We start from the raw sequence: 22,810 nt of genomic DNA on the forward strand, positions 1-22,810 counted from the left end.
AGTTCGGTGACAATTTAAGGTCGGGAAATATGCATTCTTTGAACTTAAATGTCAACTGATTTGTGTAAAAACCAAGCTGAATCAAACAAAAGTTTGATGAGAATGGCAAAACACGGTTAAGATGGCGTGCATTCTAACAGCATTTTTTCCAGTTAGTAAGCTCTTTATGGTAATCATCGCCATCTTTATGAGGTTTTTTTGTGAGTAAACGACTTTTACGTTCTGGCTTAATCGTCAGTATCATGACTTTAGTGTCTCGAGTACTCGGTTTAGTCCGTGATGTAGTAGTAGCAAATTTAATGGGAGCGGGCGCAGCAGCAGACGTTTTCTTCTTTGCGAATAAAATTCCTAACTTTTTACGTCGCCTATTTGCTGAGGGGGCTTTTTCACAAGCCTTTGTTCCCGTATTAACGGAATATCATGCCAGTGGGGATGATAATAAAACCCGTGAATTAATAGCAAAAGCATCGGGTACCCTTGGTGTTCTCGTTACCATTGTCACTTTTTTCGGGATTTTAGGTTCAGGAGCGGTCACTGCTCTGTTCGGCGCCGGGTGGTTTATGGATTGGCTTAATGATGGCCCGAATGCGCCTAAATTTGAACTTGCCAGTTTTCTTTTAAAGATTACCTTTCCTTATCTGTGGTTTATTACTTTCGTTGCACTCTCTGGCGCGATTCTAAATACCCTCGGTAAATTCGCAGTTTCTTCATTTACTCCCGTCTTTTTAAATATTGCTATTATTGCTTGTGCTTATTTTATTTCACCAAGTTTAGAACAACCAGAGATCGGCTTAGCGATTGGTGTATTTCTGGGCGGCTTGATTCAATTTTTATTCCAGCTTCCATTTCTTTATAAAGCGAAAATGTTGGTACGCCCACAATGGGGTTGGAATGATCCCGGTGTAACTAAAATCAGAACCTTAATGATCCCTGCATTATTTGGCGTATCAGTCAGTCAAATTAACTTGTTACTTGATACCTTTATTGCAAGTTTTCTAGCAACAGGTTCAATCAGTTGGTTGTATTATTCTGATCGCTTGTTAGAGTTTCCATTAGGGTTGTTTGGCATTGCAATAGCAACGGTAATATTACCTGCACTATCGAGAAAGCATGTAGATGCTGAAGGTGATGGTTTTTCACAGACCATGGATTGGGGGGTTAGAATGGTGATTTTACTTGGGATCCCTGCGATGTTAGGTTTAATGGTATTGGCAAAACCTATGTTAATGGTATTGTTTATGCGTGGTGAGTTTTCTCCTAATGACGTACATAATGCTTCATTATCTCTCCTTGCTTATTCATCTGGCTTATTAAATTTCATGCTAATTAAGGTATTGGCTCCTGGCTATTATGCTCGCCAAGATACTAAAACGCCGGTGCGCTACGGTATCATTGCGATGATAACCAATATGTTTTTTAATGCTATTTTTGCTTATTTCTATGGTTATGTTGGATTAGCGATGGCAACAGCATTGTCTGCTTTGGTTAACATGGCATTACTTTATCGTGGTTTGCATTTGGCAAATGTATATAAGCTATCTAAAGAGACTATTATTTATATTATAAAATTAGTGGCCTCTGGTGGCATTATGGTTGGCGTTTTATTGTGGTTTATGCCTGCCATGAATGTATGGCTAGAATGGGAATTACCAAAACGAATGTTCATGCTGCTAGGCTTTATTGTACTAGGAGCTGCGAGTTACTTAATCCCTGCGCTGATATTAGGATTGCGTCTGCGTCATTTACGAGTTAATACATAATATTGTTATTCACTGAGTTGAGTGGTTTGGCTAGTAAGATTAGTATATAATCCGTCAGTTTTTTTAATCAAATAACTTAATATTGAGATAATGGAATTAATCCGAGGTATTCACAATATTACGCCAGACCATAAAGGCTGCGTAATGACGATAGGTAATTTTGATGGTGTTCATTTAGGACATCAGCAAGTATTACAACAAGTTAAGTCTAAAGCCAAAGCGCTTGGCTTACCGTCTGTTGTCATGACTTTTGAACCTCAACCCATGGAGTTTTTTGCAAAAGAAAAAGCCCCAGCGCGATTAACCCGTTTACGAGATAAGTTTGTTCAGCTTAAAAAACTAGAAATAGAACGTTTATTGTGTATTAATTTTAATCAGAAATTTGCAGAACAAACCGCTGATGAGTTTGTCGAAGACTTGTTGGTTAGATCATTGGGTGTTAAGTTTCTGGTTGTTGGTGATGATTTTTGCTTTGGTAAACATCGCAAAGGAAATTTCGCCATGCTGCAAGAGGCCGGGAAAAAGTACGGTTTTGAAGTGGTAAATACACAAAGTTTTCGCTTAGAAAAACAAAGAGTAAGCAGTACGGCCATCCGCCATGCTCTCGCAAATGATAACTTAAGTGATGTCGCCACTATGTTAGGGCGAAATTACAGTATTACAGGCCGTGTCTCTCATGGTCGAAAGTTGGGGAGAACCATTGGTTTTCCTACAGCAAATATTCCATTAAAGCGTTGTGTTTCACCTGTGTCTGGCGTTTATGTTGTTCGAGCTAAAGACAAGAGTGGGAAACAATTAGGTGGTGTTGCTAATATTGGTAATCGCCCAACGGTGAATGGCGTTCGTCAGCAGCTAGAAGTACATTTTTTTGATTATCAAGCCAATTTATATGGCCAGCAATTGAATGTAGAATTACTTTGTAAGTTGCGTGATGAGCACAAATTTGAGTCATTTGACGCATTAAAACAACAAATAGAATTAGATTCTCAGGCAGCACGGGTGTGGCTGTCTGAAAATAGATAACATTTCATTTCGCCCAAGTAACGGAATTAAGAATCAATGAGTGACTATAAAGATACCTTGAACCTGCCTGAAACAGGATTCCCAATGCGTGGTAACTTGGCTAATCGTGAGCCAGAAATGCTTAAGCGTTGGTACGATGAAGATCTTTACGGTGAAATCCGTAAAGCGAAAAAAGGTAAGAAATCGTTCGTATTACACGACGGTCCTCCTTATGCAAATGGTGACATTCATATTGGTCACGCACTAAACAAGATTCTTAAAGACATTATTATTAAGTCGAAAACACTTTCAGGTTTCGATGCACCATACATTCCAGGTTGGGACTGCCACGGCCTACCTATTGAATTAATGGTCGAAAAGAAAAAAGGTAAGCCAGGTCAAAAGATCTCTGCAGCAGAGTTCCGTGAAGAATGTCGTAAATATGCGGCAGGCCAAGTTGAAGGTCAAAAAGAGAGCTTCAAACGTTTAGGCATCATGGGCGAGTGGGATAAACCTTACCGCACTATGGATTTTGGTACAGAAGCAAATATCATCCGTTCATTGGGTAAAATTGCTGACCAAGGTCACCTACTTAAAGGTTTTAAACCTGTTCACTGGTGTACTGATTGTGGTTCAGCACTTGCTGAAGCAGAAGTTGAATACCAAGATAAAGTCTCTCCATCTATTGATGTGCGTTTTATTGCAGCAGATGAAGCGGCAACATTAGCAAAATTCAGCACGCCTGAAGGTCATCAAGGCGAAGGTGAAGTATCCGTTGTTATTTGGACAACAACACCTTGGACTCTTCCTGCTAACCGTGCAGTAGCATTGAATGCTGATCTTGAGTATGTATTAGTTCAAGTTGAAGCCCATGGTGAGCAAAAAGCACAACGTCTAATTCTTGCATCTGAACTAGCTAAATCGGTAATGGATCGTGCGGGTATCGAGCATTTCCATAACTTAGGTTTTGCAAAAGGGTCTGATTTAGAGCTTCTTCAATTCAATCACCCATTCTATGGCTTTACGGTTCCAGCTATTTTAGGCGAGCACGTAACGACAGATTCAGGTACAGGTATCGTTCATACCGCTCCTGGTCACGGCCAAGAAGATTTCGTGGTTGGTAAGAAATACGATTTAGAAATTGCAAACCCAGTAGGATCAAATGGTGTATACCTTCCTGATACTGAGTTATTTGCAGGTCAACACGTATTCAAAGCGAACGATTCAGTTCTTGAAGTACTAAAAGAAAAAGGTGCATTACTGCATCATCATGCGTACGAGCACAGCTACCCACATTGCTGGAGACACAAAACGCCAATCATCTTCCGTGCAACACCGCAATGGTTCATCTCAATGGATCAAGCAGGTCTTCGTGCAAAAGCGTTAGAAGAAGTGAAGAGCGTTGAGTGGATGCCAGAATGGGGTCAAAACCGTATCGAAGGTATGATCGAAGGTCGTCCTGAGTGGTGTATTTCTCGTCAACGTACTTGGGGTGTGCCAATTGCTTTATTCGTTCATAAAGAAACATCTGAATTACACCCTAATTCACTAGAGCTAATTGAAAAAGTAGCTAAACTAGTTGAAGAAAAAGGCATTCAAGCATGGTGGGATGTAGATGCCGCTGAGCTAATGGGTGAAGACGATGCCGCTAAATACGAAAAAGTATTAGATACTTTAGATGTATGGTTTGACTCTGGTGTTACTCACTTCTCTGTAGTTGATTCTCGTGAAGAGTATGACTTCCCACAAGAAGAGAGAACACACAGCGCAGATCTTTATCTAGAAGGTTCAGATCAACACCGTGGTTGGTTCCAATCATCACTGATCTCTTCTGTTGCAATGAAAGGCAAAGCACCTTACCGCCAAGTACTAACGCACGGTTTCGTGGTAGATGGTAACGGCCGTAAGATGTCTAAATCTATCGGTAACGTTGTTGCTCCTAAAGACGTAACAAACAAACTAGGCGCAGATATTCTTCGTCTATGGGTTGCTTCTACTGATTACACTAATGAAGTTGCGGTTTCTGATGAAATTCTAAAACGTTCAGCTGACGCATATCGTCGTATTCGTAATACAGCTCGTTTCTTCTTAGCGAACCTAAGCGGCTTTAATCCAGAAACAGATATCGTTCCTGCTGAAGAAATGGTTGCTCTGGATCGTTGGGCTGTAGGTCGTGCATTTGCTGCACAGCAAGAAATCATCAAATCTTACGATGAATACAACCTGCATGAAGTAACTCAGCGTTTGATGCACTTCTGTTCAATCGAAATGGGTTCTTTCTACCTAGACGTAATTAAAGATCGCCAATACACAGCTAAGAAGAGCGGTCACGCTCAACGTAGTTGTCAAACGGCACTTTACTACATTGTAGAAGCACTAGTTCGTTGGATGGCACCAATCATGTCATTCACAGCAGATGAAATCTGGAATGAAATGCCAGGTGAGCGTGAGAAATTTGTATTCACCGGTGAGTGGTACCAAGGTCTATTTGATCTTGCTGAAGGTGAAGAGTTCAACAATGAATTCTGGACTGACATTCAAGCCGTTCGTGCTTCTGTAAATAAATTGCTTGAAGCCGCTCGTGGTGAGAAAGTTATCGGTGGTGCACTTCAAGCTGAAGTAACACTATACGCTGATGATAAATTGATTTCTAAAATCAATAAATTAGAAGATGAACTGCGTTTTGTTCTTCTAACATCAAGCGCAACGGTTAAATCACTTAGCGAAAAAACAGAATCAGCAAAAGCGACAGAGCTTGACGGTCTGTTTGTAGATGTTGCAGCATCCGAAGCTGCGAAGTGTGAGCGTTGTTGGCACCATGTTGCAGATGTAGGTACAATCGAAGGTCACGAAGAAGTATGTGGTCGTTGTGTATCTAACATTGACGGCGAAGGCGAAGAGCGTAAATTTGCATAATGACTAGCGATAATAAGACATTACCGCTGCTTAAAGAATCAGGACTCCGCTGGCTATGGCTAGCGGGGATCATCTTTATGGCAGACATCAGCATCAAGTTATTTGTGATGAAGGAAATGGGTTACGGTTGGGCAAACCGCATTGAAGTGTTGCCTTTCTTTAACTTCCTTTATGTTCATAACTACGGTGCAGCATTCAGTTTTTTAAATGACCAAGCTGGTTGGCAACGTTGGTTCTTTACTGGAATTGCGATTGCTGTGTGTAGCTTGTTATGCTATTGGATGCGTAAAGCGCCACAAACTGACAAACTAAATAATATTGCTTATGCACTGATTATTGGGGGTGCGATTGGTAATGTGTTTGATCGTTTAGTTCATGGTTTTGTTGTTGATTACCTAGATTTTTTCTGGGGTAACTACCATTGGCCGGCATTTAACTTAGCAGATGCCGCCATTTGTATTGGAGCGGGACTGATCATCTTAGATGGTTTTCGCTCTGGTAAAAAAGAGCAATAAGGCTAATTAGATATAATAAATTGAACGCTGCCCGAGAAGTCGAGTGGCGTTTTTTTTCAAGGAAAGATAATAATGAAAATAGAAAATAACAGTGAAGTTACTCTACATTTCACCATAAAATTAAAAGATGGATCTGTAGCGGATAGTACACACAGCTCGGGTAAACCGGCTAAATTCACTATGGGGGATGGCAGCCTTAGTGATAATTTTGAAAAATGTTTATTAGGACTAGAGTCAGAACAATCAAAAAGTATTGAGCTTAATGCAGAAGATGCTTTTGGTCTTCCAAACCCTGATAATATCCACCATATGGATAGAAATCGTTTTGTGGGTGATGCGACAGCTGAAGTAGGAACTATTATGGCCTTTAGTGGTCCTGATGGTATGGATATTCCAGGTATTATTACCGAGATCGCAGGTGATTCGGTAACGGTTGATTTTAATCACCCATTGGCAGGTCAAGATGTTATCTTTGACGTAGAAATTGTAGCGGTTGATTAATTCAACAAGATATAGAGATAAAAAATGAAAATAGTATTAGCAAACCCTCGTGGATTTTGTGCCGGCGTTGATCGCGCCATTAGCATTGTTGAACGTGCACTTGAATTGTATGAAGCCCCAATTTATGTTCGTCATGAAGTGGTACATAACCGTTTTGTTGTTGAGGGTTTAAAGCAGCGCGGTGCTATTTTTGTTGAAGAGTTAAGTGAAGTGCCAGACGACAATATCGTTATCTTTTCGGCTCATGGCGTTTCTCAGGCTGTACGCAAAGAAGCAAAAGAGCGCGCATTAACTGTATTTGATGCAACGTGCCCACTAGTAACAAAAGTACATATGGAAGTGGCTCGAGCAAGTAAGAAGAATATTGAAGTCGTGCTGATTGGCCACGCTGGTCACCCTGAAGTGGAAGGTACGATGGGGCAATATGCCAATGAAACAGGTGGCATGTATTTGGTTGAAACCCCAAGTGATGTCATTAATCTTACGGTTAACAATCCAAGTAACTTGCACTATGTAAGCCAAACAACCTTGTCTGTGGATGAAACCGCTGATGTGATTGATGAATTACGTCGAGTATTTCCTGAGATCCAAGGCCCTCGTAAAGATGATATTTGTTACGCAACCCAAAACCGTCAGGATGCAGTACGTGACATGGCAAGTCAGGTTGACGTAATGATTGTCGTTGGTTCAAAAAACTCCTCAAATTCAAATCGTTTACGTGAATTATCAGAAAAACTAGGTACAGCAAGTTATTTAATTGATTGTCCTGAAGACTTAAAAGAAGAGTGGTTAACCAACCAAGCTAAAGTTGGTGTAACTGCTGGGGCTTCAGCGCCTGAAGAACTTGTTAACCAAATCATTGAACAAGTAAAAGCGTTTGGTGGTACGACGGTTGAAGAGCTAACCGGTCGTGAAGAAAATATGTTCTTTGAAGTGCCAAAAGAATTACAAATTAAAACTGTGTCTTAATACTTCAGGTGCTGTGAATCAAAATTTGAGATAGAGTGCAAGGAAGCGAATTTAAAGGAGTAAAAATAAGAATGGTAAGAATAGCAATTGCAGGCGCAGCAGGAAGAATGGGCCGTAACTTAATTAAAGCAGTGAATGGCTCTCAGTTTGCCGTTCTTGCAGCAGCAAGTGAACATCCAGAATCAAGCTTAATTGGTGTTGATGTTGGAGAGATGGCTGGGTTAGGAAAATCAGGTCTTTCTATTGTGGATGATTTAGCAAAAGTGGTTGATGATTTTGATGTGATTATTGATTTTACACTTCCAATTTCAACCCTTAAAAATATCGAATTGTGTCAAGAACACAAAAAAGCCATTGTTATCGGTACAACCGGCTTTAGTGAGCCAGGTAAAGCGCTTATCGATCAAGCTTCAAAAGACATTCCTATCGTAATGGCTCCTAATTACAGTGTCGGTGTGAACCTCGTATTTAAGTTGTTAGAAAAAGCAGCAAAAGTGATGGGAGACTACTGTGATATTGAAATTGTAGAAGCTCACCACCGTTATAAAGTCGACGCACCCTCAGGTACAGCCATTGGCATGGGAGAAGCTATTGCGGGTGCTATGGGTAATAAACTTGAAGATGTTGCTGTATATGCTCGTGAAGGAATTACTGGTGAAAGGAGCAAAGATGAGATTGGATTTGCAACGATTCGAGCCGGAGATATTGTAGGCGAACATACGGCTATGTTTGCTGATATTGGTGAACGTGTTGAAATAACACATAAAGCAACGGATAGAATGACGTTTGCAAATGGCGCGGTGAGAGCCTCTCATTGGCTACATAAAAAGTCTCCTGGTTTCTATACCATGCACGATGTTTTAGATCTAGATCAGCTATAACGGTTGTATTAAGCCCGAATTATTATTGATTTGGGCTTTTTTTTAACTGAACTAAATTAAATGCAACTTAATCACTATTTATTCACTGCTGATGCTCTTTATTACTGGGTTTTCAGGGTTGTGTAAATTTTTTGTTTTCTATTCGTTGTTTTATTTGTGGCTTATTTTTATTGTGTTTATGCTGCTTATTGTTGGTTTTTTATCTGAGTCTTTTGTTTTTTAATGTTTTGTTTGTTGTTTAACGTTTGCTTTGTTTTTATAAGTAATTTTAAATGATGAAAAAAAGATTAAATATACATAATTTTAATTTCGTAGTGATTTTTCATCATGTTGATATAGATAAATGCCTTTTTTATAGTAAAAGTAGGCTTTTTGTAATGAGTTGTCTAAAAAGGTTGTTTATGTTGGTGTTTTTTATTGACACTTATCCCATATATATCTAAAATTTCGCCAATTTGTCAAAATTCGAGCTTTTAGTTTGTATTTTGGGTTTAAAAAAAACAGTTTTGCAATTATATTGATTAAAACTGAATACTTATTATGTTTGGAGGTTGTCTTGAGTAAATCAGCGCTGTTAGTCCTAGAAGATGGGACTGTGTTCCGCGGTCAATCGATTGGAGCAGATGGCTCGGCCGTTGGTGAAGTCGTTTTTAATACCTCGATGACGGGGTACCAAGAAATTCTCACTGATCCTTCCTATTCTCAACAAATCGTTACTCTTACTTATCCCCACATTGGCAATACCGGAATCAATTCCGAAGACGAAGAATCCTCTTCTATCCACGCTCAAGGCCTTGTGATTCGCGATCTCCCTCTCTTAGCTTCAAACTTCCGCAGTGAACAAACTCTTTCTGAATACCTTAAATCTCAAAATATCGTCGGCATTGCTGATATCGATACGCGTAAATTAACTCGAATCTTACGTGAGAAAGGTGCTCAAAACGGTTGTATTGTCGCGGGCAATAATTTAGATGAAGCATTTGCGCTAGCTCAAGCAAAAGAGTTCCCAGGTCTTAAAGGCATGGATTTAGCAAAAGAAGTAACAACGACTGAAGCTTACCAATGGAAGCAAGGTTCTTGGACATTGACTGGCGGTTTGCCAGAAGAAAAAGCAGACAGTGAATTACCATTCCACGTTGTGGCTTACGATTTCGGCGCTAAACGTAACATTCTACGTATGTTAGTAGACCGCGGTTGTCGCCTAACGGTTGTTCCTGCACAAACTTCAGCAGAAGACGTGTTAGCAATGAATCCAGATGGTGTATTTCTATCAAATGGCCCTGGTGACCCTGCGCCATGTACTTACGCAATTGAAGCAACAAAAGTGTTCTTAGAAAAAGGGTTACCAATCTTTGGTATCTGTCTTGGTCATCAAATTCTTGCTTTAGCATCAGGTGCTCAAACCGTAAAAATGAAGTTTGGTCACCATGGTGCAAACCATCCAGTGAAAGACTTGGATCGTGATGTGGTTATGATCACGGCACAGAACCACGGTTTTGCTGCGGATGAAGAAACACTTCCTGCGAACTTGCGTGCAACGCACAAATCATTGTTTGATGGTACGTTGCAAGGCATTCATCGTACAGATAAGCCTGCATTTAGCTTCCAAGGTCATCCTGAAGCAAGCCCAGGTCCACATGATGCCGCGCCATTATTTGACCATTTCATTGAATTGATCCAGCAGTCTATTTCAGACAAGACAAATAAAGCTTAATTCGGAGTAGTAATAAGATGCCAAAACGTACTGACATTAAAAGCGTTCTAATTCTAGGTGCAGGCCCAATCGTAATCGGCCAAGCATGTGAATTTGACTACTCTGGAGCACAAGCGTGTAAAGCACTTCGTGAAGAAGGCTACCGCGTTATTCTTGTGAACTCTAACCCTGCAACAATCATGACTGACCCAGACATGGCTGATGCAACATACATTGAGCCTATCCATTGGGAAGTGGTTCGTAACATTATCGAAAAAGAGCGTCCAGATGCAGTTCTACCTACCATGGGTGGTCAAACGGCATTGAACTGTGCGCTTGATTTAGAAAAGCACGGCGTGCTTGCTGAGTTCGGTGTTGAGATGATCGGTGCAACAGCTGATGCTATCGATAAAGCAGAAGACCGTTCACGTTTCGATAAAGCAATGAAGTCAATTGGCCTTGAGTGTCCAACGGCTGATACAGCAAAAACAATGGAAGAAGCTTACAAAGTACTAGAGATGGTAGGCTTCCCTTGTATCATTCGTCCATCATTTACGATGGGGGGTACCGGTGGTGGTATCGCTTATAACAAAGAAGAATTTGATGAAATTTGTCGCCGTGGTTTGGATCTTTCTCCAACCAATGAACTTCTCATCGATGAATCTCTTATCGGTTGGAAAGAGTATGAGATGGAAGTGGTTCGAGATAAGAACGACAACTGTATCATTGTATGTGCGATTGAAAACTTTGATGCGATGGGCATTCACACGGGTGACTCAATCACGGTAGCGCCTGCACAAACACTAACAGACAAAGAATACCAATTAATGCGTAATGCTTCTCTAGCAGTATTGCGTGAGATTGGTGTTGAAACGGGTGGTTCAAACGTACAGTTTGGTATTAATCCGAAAGATGGCCGTATGGTTATCATTGAAATGAACCCACGTGTATCACGTTCTTCTGCGCTTGCATCTAAAGCGACGGGTTTCCCTATTGCTAAAATTGCAGCGAAACTTGCGATTGGTTATACACTTGATGAGTTAATGAATGACATTACCGGTGGCGCAACACCAGCATCATTTGAACCAACAATTGATTACGTTGTTACTAAGATCCCTCGTTTTAACTTCGAAAAATTCGCAGGTGCTAACGACCGTCTTACCACTCAAATGAAATCGGTTGGCGAAGTAATGGCTATCGGCCGTAACCAACAAGAATCGCTACAAAAAGCATTGCGTGGCCTAGAAGTTGGCGCGACAGGCTTTGATGAAATGGTTGATCTTGATGCGCCTGATGCATTAACTAAAATTCGCCATGAGCTAAAAGATGCGGGTGCTGAGCGTATTTGGTACATCGCTGATGCATTCCGTGCTGGTATGTCAGTAGATGGCGTATTTAACTTAACAAACGTTGACCGTTGGTTCCTAGTTCAAATCGAAGATTTAGTAAAAGAAGAAGAAGCAGTTAAAGCGGGCGGTTTCGCTAGCTTAACAGCGGATAGCCTTCGTAAACTTAAGCGTAAAGGTTTTGCGGATGCGCGTTTATCTAAATTATTAGGTGTTGCAGAAAGCGAGATCCGTCGTTTACGTGACCAACATGATATTCACCCTGTTTACAAGCGTGTCGATACGTGTGCTGCGGAGTTCTCATCAGATACGGCTTACATGTACTCATCTTACGATGAAGAGTGTGAAGCAAACCCAACAGAGAAAGATAAGATCATGATCTTAGGTGGCGGTCCAAACCGTATCGGCCAAGGTATTGAGTTTGACTACTGTTGTGTACATGCATCATTAGCACTTCGTGAAGATGGTTACGAAACCATCATGGTTAACTGTAACCCTGAGACCGTTTCTACCGATTATGATACCTCTGACCGTCTATACTTTGAGCCAGTAACCCTGGAAGATGTACTAGCTATTGCTCGTATTGAAAAACCAAAGGGCGTGATTGTTCAATACGGTGGTCAAACGCCTCTTAAATTGGCGCGTGCCCTTGAAGCTGCTGGCGTTCCGATTATTGGTACAAGCCCTGATGCTATCGACCGTGCAGAAGACCGTGAGCGCTTCCAAGTTGCTGTAGACCGCCTAGGCCTTCTACAACCAGAAAATGCAACCGTAACAACAATGGAGCAAGCAATTGAGAAATCTCGCGAAATAGGCTTCCCATTAGTTGTTCGTCCTTCTTATGTTCTTGGTGGTCGTGCGATGGAAATCGTATACGATGAGCAAGACTTACGTCGCTACTTCAACGAAGCAGTAAGCGTTTCAAATGAATCTCCAGTACTTCTTGATAGCTTCCTAGATGATGCAATCGAAGTTGATGTAGATGCAATCTGTGACGGTGAGCAAGTGGTTATCGCTGGTATTATGGAACACATCGAACAAGCGGGTGTTCACTCAGGTGACTCAGCGTGTTCTCTTCCTGCTTATACGTTAAGCGAAGAAATCCAAGATGTGATGCGTGATCAAGTTCGTAAGCTGGCATTCGAGCTAGGTGTTCGTGGCTTAATGAATACACAGTTTGCTGTTAAAGATAATAATGTATATCTAATCGAAGTTAACCCTCGTGCTGCACGTACGGTTCCATTCGTATCTAAAGCGACAGGTGCGCCAGTTGCTAAGATTGCTGCACGTGTAATGGCGGGTCAGTCTCTTGAGTCTCAAGGCTTTACAAAAGAGATTATACCACCTTACTTCTCTGTTAAAGAAGTAGTATTACCGTTCAACAAGTTCCCTGGTGTTGACCCACTGTTAGGCCCTGAAATGCGCTCAACAGGTGAAGTGATGGGGGTTGGTGCAACGTTTGCTGAAGCATTTGCAAAAGCAGAATTAGGTTGTAGCAAAGAGTACCCAGAAGGCGGTCGAGCATTACTTTCTGTTCGTGAAGGCGATAAGAAACGTGTTGTAGATTTAGCAAAACACCTTGTTAAATTGGGTTACCAACTGGATGCAACTCACGGTACTGCGGTTATTCTTGGCGAAGCGGGTATCAACCCTCGTCTAGTGAACAAGGTACACGAAGGCCGTCCTCATATTCTTGACCGTATCAAGAATGGCGAATACACCTACATCGTAAATACTGCAGCAGGTCGTCAAGCGATTGAAGATTCTAAAGTATTGCGTCGTGGCGCATTGGCTGAGAAAGTGAACTACACAACAACGCTAAATGCAGCATTTGCTAGCTGTCTAGCGCATGAAGCGGATGACCGTAAAACGGTTAATTCGGTTCAAGAGCTACACGCTAAAGTAGCAGCTAAATACGCTTAATTGCGAAACTGGCTAAGTAACAATATTAGCTAACTAATAAAAATCCCGAAGAATGCGAGTTCTTCGGGATTTTTTATTTTTTTTTTCTAGTGAACAAGCAAGAATGATCACATACTTATGTAGATTGGTATAAAACCCTAATCTTTTGAGAGTTCAATTAACGCTTGGTAAAAGCTTTTCTCAAAGGTATCAATAGGGCGTTCAACCGGTGTTGCGCCTTCTTTTGCTGCAACAGGGTGATAATCTGCAACAAATTGAACAAACAGCTGAGGTGCTTTATTCTCTAAACCCACAAACCCAGCCATATTATAACTACCAAACAGTGAGCCGCTTTTCGATTTCATGCTGCCTTTAATGGGTTCTTTACGCATGCTGTTACGATACTTTAAGGTGCCATCAATGCCTGATGTTGGTAATAGGTCAATCAAGCCTAATTCTTTATCGTATTTATAGAGATATTGCAGGATTGATTTCATCTGATTTGCTGTCATACGGTTATTACGGGATAAGCCTGAACCATCAACCAGTACCGCATTGCTTAAATCAATATTCGCTTGTTTTAGTAAGATATCTTTAATTGCCGCAGTGCCATTGGTGAAGCTACCCGGTTGCTGGTAGTTTAAATGACCTAATATCTTAGTTAAGTTATCAGCGTAATGGTTATCAGACTTTTTAAGCATATGATCCAACAATTCCATCAATGGCTTTGAGTGGTGTATCGCTAATTTATTGTCAGTAAGAAGAGGGGTATCTGGTTTTCCAAAACGCACTTCACCATTAAGTGTAATATTATGCTCTGCTAGGATCTTAGAGATGGTTTTCTGCGTAAAATCTTGAGTATCTTGAACGGCAAATTTAAGAGGCAAAGGATTATTACGTTTGACTAGACAGCCGTTTAATTCGTAATGGTTACCCTGCGTGGTTAGCTCTAAATCACAGAAAGTCGATTTTTGCTCTTTTTTGCTGACACTTTTTACATAGTTAGAAAAAGAGATGGGTTGATGAATAGGAACAAAGACTCTGGTACTTCCATCATTATGAGTGGTGATAGACGCTTGCACACAGTTCTCATCAATGCTCAATGCACTCGATGGTGCGCTATAACACACGCCTAGAATATCCCATGGCCAACCTACCGCTCGCTCATAACCGGTGAAAATCGTGCCGTCGATCCATAAATCGCCTTGAATGGTGTTGATATCACCTCCATCAAACAGAGAAGAGAGTTGCTTACGTGATAAAGATGGATCACCTGTGAAAGTCAGCACGATGTCTTTATCGGCTTTATATAAAGAGGTTTCAAAAGAGAACTCTTTTCCTAGTGCTAATCGAGCGGCTAATGCGGTGGCAATTTTTAAGGTACTCGCAGGAGGCAGCAGTTCATCTTGCTTTTGTTGAAACGCTATTTTATTTGATTGTAGATTTTCGACAGTAATAGCGGCTCTGCTACCAGATGGGAGAGAAAAAAGTGTCTCATTAATATCAGCAATACTTGAAAAAGAAATAAGACTGAGTGCGATAAGGGTGTAACGAGAAAAAAACATGATGAGCTCAATTTGAAAATAATGAGATATCTTAACGTCTGTTGATAATGATGTGTAATGAATAAGAAAAAATTAATGGAATATCACCAAGAAAAAACGCCCACCGAGGTGAGCGCTTTAGTTAAGTAAGAGTTAAGACTGGATTAGAAGTCGTAACGCATACCTAGAGCTAGTTCGTTTTCTGCGTCTACATCAGAAGCACGAGTAGTTGAAGAACCCACTGTACCAAGCTTATCGCCTTGGCTGATTAGGTTGAAGTTGTAAGAGATGTACGTACGGAAGTTAGCGTTAAAGAAGTATGTTGCATCTACAGCAAAGTTATCAGCTGATGTTTCTTTGTTTGTTTCTGCGTTGTTATACGTAGAAGTAAATACTGTTTTACCCATAGTGTAAGCAACAGCTGCTTCATAACCTGTGTAGTCACCATGTTTCTTAGCTAGCTCACCATTTGTGAATGTACCAGCGAAGTATAGATCACCCATAGTGTAAGAACCCGCAACCATCATTTCATTTTGATCTGCTTGGTCTGCGTAACCGCCACCTAGTTTGAAGCCTGAGTCACCAAATGCGTAGATACCAGATAATGCAAAACCGTCTTCACCGTTGTTGTCATATTTATCTTGTGCTGTAACAGTACGATCTGCAAAACGGTAGTTTGCTTTAGCTGAGAAGTCACCAAATGTGCCTTTGTAGCCAAGGTTGTTATCTGTGCGGTCAGCTACAGCGATTTTAGTTGCCGCTGTGTTACCTGCGTATGCCATGATATCGGTAAAGTCAGTGATAACACCTAGCGCACCATCGTTTTTACCGTAAGTGACTTCACCGAAGTTACCACCAATCCCAGCGTAAGCGTAACGGTTATCTAGATCTGAACCGTTATCAGTTGCAGTTGCAGTTGCATCTGCAGTCGTAAATTCGCCTTCCCAGAAGCCCACACCGTATAGACCGTCAGAAATTTGAGTAGTGCCTTTAACGTTTAGACGTACACGAGTTTTATCAGCAACATCACTATCTTTCATAGATAGACGAGCTTCTGCACGGCCGCCCATTTCTAGAGTTTGGTCTGCGCCTTTGTAGATTTCTGCTGCATTTACTGCGCCAGCTGACGTAATTGCTGCTACTGCTAGAGCTAATACTGATTTGTTCATCATTATTCTAATTCCTATAAGGGTGGAGGAGATTATGTCCATTTTAGGTGAAGTCAGTGATAGATAGCTTCTTATGTTTAAGAATAGTTATCACTGACTTCATCGTTTCAATAGGTTTATTTTCAGGGTTAACGCGATAAAAAGGTTAGTAAAACAATCTAAAAACTGCAATTGCACACTGTTTTTAATTATTTATTTGTGATTTAGATCGTTATTTTTCAGATGGTTATCATTTTTGTGGAAAGTTTGTCTATAAAGTGAACTATAGGATATTTTATGTTTTTTTTAGTTTCATCTACAAAAATAACGTGACGCAGGTCTCAATTTATATTTTGTTCGGCCTTGTTTGTTGTGCTTGTTTTGTTATTTGAGACGAACTTCTGATTAATGTTACGGTCGTGGTAAAAACAAATCTTAGAAAACAAACAACAGAATAGGTGATAAAAGCCATTTCTTTGTTTACACTAGAGGAAATTAAATTTAGACAGAAACACTGAGGATAAATAACTTATTGGTGAACGTTCGCCAGTAAAGTTATCTTTGGTGGGATTTTTATTTGCTGAATTTGTAATTTCAGCTTTAGAGGTGAAAAATATGGATAAGGTACCAATGACGGTACGTGGCGAGAAGCTACTGCGTGATGAACTGGAAGTATTATTAAAACGTCGCCCTTTGATTTCAAAAGCGATTGGTGAAGCTCGTGAGCTTGGGGACTTAAAAGAGAATGCTGAATATCACGCTGCTCGTGAAGATCAAGGTATTTGTGAAGCGCAAATACGTGATATCGAATATAAGTTGTCGGTAGCACAAGTGATTGACGTAACAAAAATGACTAACACAGGTAAGGTTATTTTTGGTACTACCGTAACGCTTATCGACGTAAATACTGATGATGAAGTGAAGTACCAGATTGTTGCTGATGATGAAGCAAACATTAAAGAAGGTCGAATTTCAGTAAATTCTCCAATTGCTCGTGGTCTTATTGGCAAAATGGCTGGGGATGAAGTGAACATTCAAACGCCTGGTGGCACAAAAGAATTTGAAATCGAAGCCGTTGACTATATTTAAGAGTCACTATTATAGATAATATAAAGGCCGCGTAGCTATCTTCAATAAGAAAACTAGGACGGCCTTTTTAATTTCTTACAACATTAATGTAGAAATTATTTTCTAGGGATCTCGATTTTACGAGCTTCGCTAGCGCGGAATAGAACAAGTGTCTTACCGATAACTTGTACTTTTTCAGCTTCAGTTTCACGAATGATTGCATCAACAATCAATTGCTTAGTGTCACGATCTTCAGAAGCGATTTTAACTTTGATCAGCTCGTGGTGGTTAAGCGCAATCTCAATTTCAGCTACTACAGCTTCAGTAAGACCATTTGAACCCATCATTACAACGGGTTTTAAATTGTGAGCAAGGCCTTTAAGGTGTTGCTTCTGTTTTGTGCTTAGGTTCATATATACCCGATTTTTTCTATATTAAGGGTTGAAAACAGCCTATTCTAACGCCATCTATTCCGGAAGACTATTTTTTGTTTCAGTCTTCTAATTTAAATTAAGTATTTTTAGGTAATGCATGAGTAAGAATAAACTTTCAGCAAGCTCTGGCCGCTGGTTAAAAGAACACTTTGATGATAAATACGTTCTTGAAGCGCAAAAAAGAGGCTATCGTTCTCGTGCTATTTTTAAGATTGAAGAAATTCAAAATAAAGACAAGCTATTAAAACCAGGCATGACAGTGGTTGACCTCGGTGCTGCTCCTGGTGGGTGGTCACAATACGCGGTTGAGCAAGTGGGTGATTCTGGTCAAGTTATTGCGTGTGATATTTTGGCAATGGATTCAATCGCTGGCGTAAGTTTTTTGCAGGGGGACTTTAGGGAAGAAGCAGTACTAGACGCATTGCTTGAACGCATACAACCAGATATGGTAGATGTAGTAATGTCAGATATGGCTCCAAATATGAGTGGTAACCTAGCTGTTGACCAACCAAGAGCAATGTATCTTGTTGAGTTAGCATTAGATATGTGCCGTCAAGTATTGGCTCCAAATGGCAGTTTTACAGTAAAAGTGTTCCAAGGCGAAGGCTTTGATCAGTACTTACAAGAAGTACGTAATATGTTCAAAGTCGTTAAGATTAGAAAACCAGATTCATCACGTGCACGTTCTCGTGAAGTGTATATTGTAGCCACTGGTTACAAAGGATAAGTTTTACGTTGTAGCTACAGGATATAAACTGTAGTACTCTATCTTTCATCTATTTAGTTAACGCGGGGTTAACACCTTGAGTGACATGGCAAAAAATTTAATATTATGGCTGGTTATTGCTGTCGTTTTGATGTCAGTATTCCAAAGCTTTGGGCCGAGTGATAGCTCTGGTCGTTCGATGGACTATACTACTTTTGTTAAAGAAGTTGGTAATGGTCAGGTACAAGAAGCAACTTTTAACAATCGTGAAATAAAGGTAATGAAACGTGACGGCACTCGTTATGTAACTTATATGCCTGTATTCCAAGATCCTAAATTGCTTGATGATCTTATTAACCAAAACGTAATCGTTAAGGGCACTCCACCAGAAAAGCAGAGCTTACTTGAGTCTATCTTTATTTCGTGGTTCCCAATGATTCTTCTGATTGGTGTTTGGATCTTCTTCATGCGTCAAATGCAAGGCGGCGGTGGCAAAGGGGCAATGTCCTTTGGTAAAAGCAAAGCTAAGATGATGACTGAAGAGCAGATCAAAACAACGTTTGATGATGTTGCTGGTTGTGATGAAGCAAAAGAAGACGTTAAAGAATTGGTTGATTACTTACGTGAACCAAGTCGTTTCCAAAAGCTAGGTGGTAAAATCCCAACAGGTGTTCTATTAGTTGGTCCTCCTGGTACTGGTAAAACTTTGATTGCTAAGGCTATTGCTGGCGAAGCGAAAGTACCCTTCTTCTCAATTTCTGGTTCTGATTTTGTTGAAATGTTTGTTGGTGTTGGTGCATCTCGTGTGCGTGACATGTTTGAACAAGCGAAAAAATCATCTCCTTGTATTATCTTTATCGATGAAATTGATGCTGTAGGTCGCCAGCGTGGTGCGGGTGTTGGTGGTGGTAATGATGAGCGTGAGCAAACATTAAACCAAATGCTTGTAGAGATGGATGGTTTTGAAGGTAACGAAGGTATTATCGTTGTTGCTGCAACTAACCGCCCTGATGTTCTAGATGCGGCATTACTTCGTCCTGGTCGTTTTGACCGTCAAGTTGTTGTAGGTCTACCTGATATCCGTGGACGTGAGCAAATACTTCAAGTTCATATGCGTAAAGTACCTCTAGGTGCAGGTGTTGAACCATCATTGATTGCTCGTGGTACTCCAGGCTTCTCTGGTGCTGATCTTGCAAACTTAGTGAACGAAGCTGCGTTATTCGCTGCTCGAACTAATAAGCGTGTTGTAACAATGGTTGAGTTTGAGCTTGCGAAAGACAAAATCATGATGGGCGCAGAGCGTAAATCAATGGTAATGACAGAAGAGACGAAAGCCTCGACTGCTTATCATGAAGCTGGTCATGCTATTGTTGGTCGTTTAGTTCCTGAACACGATCCTGTGTATAAAGTATCAATCATTCCACGTGGCCGTGCGCTAGGTGTAACGATGTACTTACCTGAGCAAGACCGAGTAAGCATGAACCGTCAGCACTTAGAATCGATGATTTCAAGTCTATACGGTGGTCGATTGGCTGAAGAGCTTATTTACGGTGTTGATAAAGTATCAACAGGTGCATCGAACGATATTGAACGCGCCACTGATATTGCTCGTAAAATGGTAACGCAGTGGGGCTTCTCTGATGCTTTAGGCCCTCTACTTTATGCAGAAGATCAAGGCGACCCGTTCTCTGGTCATGGTGGCTCTCATCATGCTAAGCATGTTTCTCCAGAAACACTGCAACTGATTGATGCTGAAATCCGTACTATCATTGATCGCAACTATGCACGTGCAAGACAGATCCTTGAAGACAACATGGATATCATGCATTCAATGAAAGATGCGTTAATGAAGTTTGAAACCATTGATGCAGGTCAGATTGATGACTTAATGGATCGTAAAGCTGATATTCGTGAGCCGCAAGGTTGGGGCGATAATAATCCACAACCTGAAGCCAAAGCTGAAGCTCCAGCAGAAAAAGAACAAACAGAATCACAAGCAGAAGAGAAGGTTGAAGAAACAAAAGAGCAACCAACTCCAACTGGTGATACAAAAAGCGATTCTGAATCATCTGAAAAGTAAGATGAAGTAAGATAAATTAAACCCCGAGCTATGCTCGGGGTTTTTGTATTTAAAGGACTGATCATGAAATTGGTAAGCAAAGAGAAAACGTTATTATTAGATCGCTCACATGTAATGGGCATTCTTAATGTAACGCCTGACTCTTTTTCTGATGGCGGTAAATTTACTCATTTAGATGCAGCGCTAAAGCAAGCTGAAAAAATGGTAAATTCAGGTGTCAGCTTTATTGATATTGGTGGTGAGTCGACAAGACCTGGGGCTCCTGATGTGAGCCTTCAGCAAGAGTTAGATCGTGTTATTCCTATTATCGATGCGATAAACCAGCGTTTTGATACATGGATTTCAATTGATACAAGTAAAGCCATTGTAATGGATGAAGCGGTCAATGCTGGCGCTGATTTAATTAATGATGTGCGTGCACTGCAAGAACCAAATGCGTTAGAAATAGCAGCAAAAGCAAACGTTCCAGTGTGTTTGATGCACATGCAAGGTCAACCTAGAACCATGCAATCTAATCCTACCTATGATGACCTATTAGTTGATGTATCTCGCTTTCTTGAGGAAAGAGTATCAGCATGCCAATCGGTTGGTATCGCAAAAGATAAGTTAATTCTTGATCCTGGGTTTGGATTTGGTAAAACCTTAGCGCATAATTACCAACTGCTTGCTGAATTAGAGCGGTTTCACCAATTAGGTTTTCCTATTTTGGCTGGGATGTCTCGTAAATCAATGATCTTTAAGTTACTAAATACGGGGCCGAAAAATGCAGTGTCTGGTAGCTTGGCGTGTGCCACTATTGCAGCAATGAAGGGCGCACATATTATCCGTGTTCATGACTTTGAGCAAACGATGGACATCGTAAAAGTGTGCCAGGCAACGTTAGAGCAAAGTGCTCGTTAGTAATCAATTAAACAAATTATTAAAATTAAAACATGGAGTACAACATGTCTGAGCGTAAATATTTTGGAACCGATGGGGTTCGTGGTCTGGTAGGGCAAGCGCCTATTACTCCAGATTTTGTTATGAAACTCGGTTGGGCTGCTGGACAAGTTTTAGCTAAGCAAGGCACAAAGAAAGTCATTATCGGTAAAGATACGCGTATCTCAGGTTACATGCTTGAATCAGCATTAGAAGCTGGCTTGGCTGCTGCTGGGTTACAAGCGACATTTACAGGACCAATGCCGACGCCTGCTGTGGCTTATCTTACTCAGACGTTCCGTGCTGAAGCGGGTATTGTTATTTCTGCATCTCATAATCCATATTACGACAATGGGATCAAATTTTTCTCATCTGAAGGAACGAAATTACCAGATGATATTGAAATGGCGATTGAAGCTGAACTTGATAAGCCAATGACATGTGTTGAGTCTGCTTTGCTAGGTAAAGCATCTCGTTTAAACGATGCCGCAGGTCGTTACATTGAATTTTGTAAAAGTACCTTCCCTAAAGAGCTGAGCTTGGCGGGTGTGAAAATGGTCATCGATTGTGCTCATGGCGCAACGTACCACATCGCCCCAAACGTATTTAAAGAACTTGGCGCTGAGATCATTACTATTGGTTGTGAGCCAAATGGTACCAATATTAACCATGAAGTAGGGGCGACCGATGTTCGCGGCTTACAAGCAAAAGTATTAGAAGAGAAAGCAGATTTTGGTGTCGCTTTTGATGGTGATGGCGACCGTATCATCATGGTTGATGAGTTTGGTGAAAAAGTAGACGGTGACCAAATTGCTTATATTATAGCTCGTGATGCGTTACGTCGTGGTGAATTAAAAGGTGGAGTTGTTGGTACTTTGATGACCAATATGGGAATGGAAGTGGCGTTACGTAATTTAGGCATCCCATTCGTTCGTTCTAATGTTGGTGATCGTTATGTGATGGAAAAACTGCTTGAGAATAAGTGGCTTATTGGTGCAGAAAACTCAGGGCACGTTATCCTTCTTGATAAAGTGACTACTGGAGATGCAATTGTTGCTGCACTTCAGGTGATTGCATCGATTGTTGGCAGTAAAATGTCATTAAAAGAATTATGCAGCGGCATGACAATGTTCCCACAAGTATTGGAAAATATTCGTTTTACTGGAGATAGTAATCCTCTTGATTCTAATGCAGTTAAAGCAGCTCAAGCTGATGTAGAATCAAAATTAGGTGATAACGGTCGAGTATTATTACGTAAATCAGGAACTGAACCTTTAATCCGCGTTATGGTTGAGGGTGAAAGCGCTGAGCTTGTTAAGCAATATGCGCTGCAAATTGCGGATGCAGTAAAAGAAAGCTGTTAATTTGAGCAATTAAATGAAATTGAACGTTTTTTGTTAATTTTTACTTGTCATAGTAGCCTAGTT

At 40.8% G+C, this 22,810-nt stretch carries 17 protein-coding genes; 14 read left to right on the top strand and 3 right to left on the bottom strand.

What is annotated here, in order from left to right; genetic code table 11:
• Window positions 1-200 precede the first annotated feature (200 nt).
• From murJ to carB, 9 genes are all read left to right on the top strand, one after another.
• Window positions 201-1,760 carry a murein biosynthesis integral membrane protein MurJ gene (murJ, locus tag F8B77_RS11510; protein WP_151655454.1) on the top strand — a complete coding sequence of 520 codons (1,560 nt, stop codon included), beginning with the start codon at window positions 201-203 and terminating at the stop codon, window positions 1,758-1,760.
• A 90-nt stretch (window positions 1,761-1,850) separates the two neighbouring features.
• Window positions 1,851-2,783, top strand: a complete 933-nt coding sequence (gene ribF, locus F8B77_RS11515) for a bifunctional riboflavin kinase/FAD synthetase (RefSeq protein WP_151655455.1) — start codon at window positions 1,851-1,853, stop codon at window positions 2,781-2,783.
• Window positions 2,784-2,819: 36 nt separating this feature from the next.
• The gene (ileS, locus tag F8B77_RS11520; protein ID WP_151655456.1) at window positions 2,820-5,678 is read left to right on the top strand and encodes an isoleucine--tRNA ligase; all 2,859 of its coding nucleotides are present in this window, start codon (window positions 2,820-2,822) and stop codon (window positions 5,676-5,678) included.
• Window positions 5,678-6,193: a signal peptidase II gene (gene lspA, locus F8B77_RS11525; protein ID WP_151655457.1), complete on the top strand. Its 516-nt coding sequence runs from the start codon at window positions 5,678-5,680 to the stop codon at window positions 6,191-6,193. Before ileS ends, lspA begins: the two co-directional genes overlap by 1 nt.
• Window positions 6,194-6,265: 72 nt before the next feature.
• The gene (gene fkpB / locus F8B77_RS11530; RefSeq protein WP_151655458.1) at window positions 6,266-6,694 is read left to right on the top strand and encodes an FKBP-type peptidyl-prolyl cis-trans isomerase; all 429 of its coding nucleotides are present in this window, start codon (window positions 6,266-6,268) and stop codon (window positions 6,692-6,694) included.
• Between the two features lie 24 nt (window positions 6,695-6,718).
• Window positions 6,719-7,663: a 4-hydroxy-3-methylbut-2-enyl diphosphate reductase gene (ispH, locus tag F8B77_RS11535; protein WP_151655459.1), complete on the top strand. Its 945-nt coding sequence runs from the start codon at window positions 6,719-6,721 to the stop codon at window positions 7,661-7,663.
• A gap of 71 nt (window positions 7,664-7,734) precedes the next feature.
• On the top strand, window positions 7,735-8,544 hold the full coding sequence (dapB, locus tag F8B77_RS11540) for a 4-hydroxy-tetrahydrodipicolinate reductase (protein ID WP_151655460.1): 810 nt from the start codon (window positions 7,735-7,737) through the stop codon (window positions 8,542-8,544).
• 556 nt (window positions 8,545-9,100) lie between these two features.
• Window positions 9,101-10,258 (top strand): glutamine-hydrolyzing carbamoyl-phosphate synthase small subunit, encoded by a 1,158-nt coding sequence (gene carA, locus F8B77_RS11545; RefSeq protein WP_130086950.1) that lies wholly within the window; start codon window positions 9,101-9,103, stop codon window positions 10,256-10,258.
• A 17-nt stretch (window positions 10,259-10,275) separates the two neighbouring features.
• Window positions 10,276-13,506 carry a carbamoyl-phosphate synthase large subunit gene (gene carB, locus F8B77_RS11550; RefSeq protein WP_151655461.1) on the top strand — a complete coding sequence of 1,077 codons (3,231 nt, stop codon included), beginning with the start codon at window positions 10,276-10,278 and terminating at the stop codon, window positions 13,504-13,506.
• Between the two features lie 137 nt (window positions 13,507-13,643).
• On the opposite strand, the gene dacB is transcribed toward carB, so the two are convergent.
• Window positions 13,644-15,050: a serine-type D-Ala-D-Ala carboxypeptidase gene (dacB, locus tag F8B77_RS11555; RefSeq protein ID WP_151655462.1), complete on the bottom strand. Its 1,407-nt coding sequence runs from the start codon at window positions 15,048-15,050 to the stop codon at window positions 13,644-13,646.
• Between the two features lie 143 nt (window positions 15,051-15,193).
• Window positions 15,194-16,198, bottom strand: coding sequence for a porin (locus F8B77_RS11560; RefSeq protein WP_151655495.1), 1,005 nt, complete (start codon window positions 16,196-16,198; stop codon window positions 15,194-15,196).
• A 594-nt stretch (window positions 16,199-16,792) separates the two neighbouring features.
• On the opposite strand from F8B77_RS11560, the gene greA reads away from it, so the two are divergent.
• Window positions 16,793-17,266 carry a transcription elongation factor GreA gene (greA, locus tag F8B77_RS11565; protein WP_151655463.1) on the top strand — a complete coding sequence of 158 codons (474 nt, stop codon included), beginning with the start codon at window positions 16,793-16,795 and terminating at the stop codon, window positions 17,264-17,266.
• A 95-nt stretch (window positions 17,267-17,361) separates the two neighbouring features.
• Here the strand turns inward: greA and yhbY are convergent, their stop codons facing one another.
• Window positions 17,362-17,658, bottom strand: coding sequence for a ribosome assembly RNA-binding protein YhbY (yhbY, locus tag F8B77_RS11570; protein ID WP_105054030.1), 297 nt, complete (start codon window positions 17,656-17,658; stop codon window positions 17,362-17,364).
• Between the two features lie 118 nt (window positions 17,659-17,776).
• Here yhbY and rlmE point away from each other — a divergent pair, with 118 nt between their 5' ends.
• The 4 genes from rlmE to glmM all read left to right on the top strand — a co-directional run bounded on the left by rlmE (window position 17,777) and on the right by glmM (window position 22,747).
• On the top strand, window positions 17,777-18,406 hold the full coding sequence (gene rlmE / locus F8B77_RS11575) for a 23S rRNA (uridine(2552)-2'-O)-methyltransferase RlmE (protein ID WP_130044306.1): 630 nt from the start codon (window positions 17,777-17,779) through the stop codon (window positions 18,404-18,406).
• Window positions 18,407-18,491: 85 nt separating this feature from the next.
• Window positions 18,492-20,465 (top strand): ATP-dependent zinc metalloprotease FtsH, encoded by a 1,974-nt coding sequence (gene ftsH / locus F8B77_RS11580; protein WP_151655464.1) that lies wholly within the window; start codon window positions 18,492-18,494, stop codon window positions 20,463-20,465.
• Between the two features lie 63 nt (window positions 20,466-20,528).
• The gene (folP, locus tag F8B77_RS11585) at window positions 20,529-21,365 is read left to right on the top strand and encodes a dihydropteroate synthase (protein ID WP_151655465.1); all 837 of its coding nucleotides are present in this window, start codon (window positions 20,529-20,531) and stop codon (window positions 21,363-21,365) included.
• 44 nt (window positions 21,366-21,409) lie between these two features.
• Window positions 21,410-22,747 (top strand): phosphoglucosamine mutase, encoded by a 1,338-nt coding sequence (glmM, locus tag F8B77_RS11590; protein WP_151655466.1) that lies wholly within the window; start codon window positions 21,410-21,412, stop codon window positions 22,745-22,747.
• Window positions 22,748-22,810 lie beyond the last annotated feature (63 nt).

It is taken from the genome of Aliivibrio finisterrensis (genome assembly GCF_008933155.1).
Lineage (GTDB): Bacteria > Pseudomonadota > Gammaproteobacteria > Enterobacterales > Vibrionaceae > Aliivibrio > Aliivibrio finisterrensis.

Bases quoted from the DNA above. Each gene is read 5' to 3' on its own strand.
- ribF (WP_151655455.1), top strand. From the start codon at position 1,851: ATGGAATTAATCCGAGGTATTCACAATATTACGCCAGACCATAAAGGC.
- ileS (WP_151655456.1), top strand. From the start codon at position 2,820: ATGAGTGACTATAAAGATACCTTGAACCTGCCTGAAACAGGATTCCCA.
- lspA (WP_151655457.1), top strand. From the start codon at position 5,678: ATGACTAGCGATAATAAGACATTACCGCTGCTTAAAGAATCAGGACTC.
- fkpB (WP_151655458.1), top strand. From the start codon at position 6,266: ATGAAAATAGAAAATAACAGTGAAGTTACTCTACATTTCACCATAAAA.
- ispH (WP_151655459.1), top strand. From the start codon at position 6,719: ATGAAAATAGTATTAGCAAACCCTCGTGGATTTTGTGCCGGCGTTGAT.
- dapB (WP_151655460.1), top strand. From the start codon at position 7,735: ATGGTAAGAATAGCAATTGCAGGCGCAGCAGGAAGAATGGGCCGTAAC.
- carB (WP_151655461.1), top strand. From the start codon at position 10,276: ATGCCAAAACGTACTGACATTAAAAGCGTTCTAATTCTAGGTGCAGGC.
- dacB (WP_151655462.1), bottom strand. From the start codon at position 15,050: ATGTTTTTTTCTCGTTACACCCTTATCGCACTCAGTCTTATTTCTTTT.
- F8B77_RS11560 (WP_151655495.1), bottom strand. From the start codon at position 16,198: ATGAACAAATCAGTATTAGCTCTAGCAGTAGCAGCAATTACGTCAGCT.
- greA (WP_151655463.1), top strand. From the start codon at position 16,793: ATGGATAAGGTACCAATGACGGTACGTGGCGAGAAGCTACTGCGTGAT.
- yhbY (WP_105054030.1), bottom strand. From the start codon at position 17,658: ATGAACCTAAGCACAAAACAGAAGCAACACCTTAAAGGCCTTGCTCAC.
- rlmE (WP_130044306.1), top strand. From the start codon at position 17,777: ATGAGTAAGAATAAACTTTCAGCAAGCTCTGGCCGCTGGTTAAAAGAA.
- ftsH (WP_151655464.1), top strand. From the start codon at position 18,492: ATGGCAAAAAATTTAATATTATGGCTGGTTATTGCTGTCGTTTTGATG.
- folP (WP_151655465.1), top strand. From the start codon at position 20,529: ATGAAATTGGTAAGCAAAGAGAAAACGTTATTATTAGATCGCTCACAT.
- glmM (WP_151655466.1), top strand. From the start codon at position 21,410: ATGTCTGAGCGTAAATATTTTGGAACCGATGGGGTTCGTGGTCTGGTA.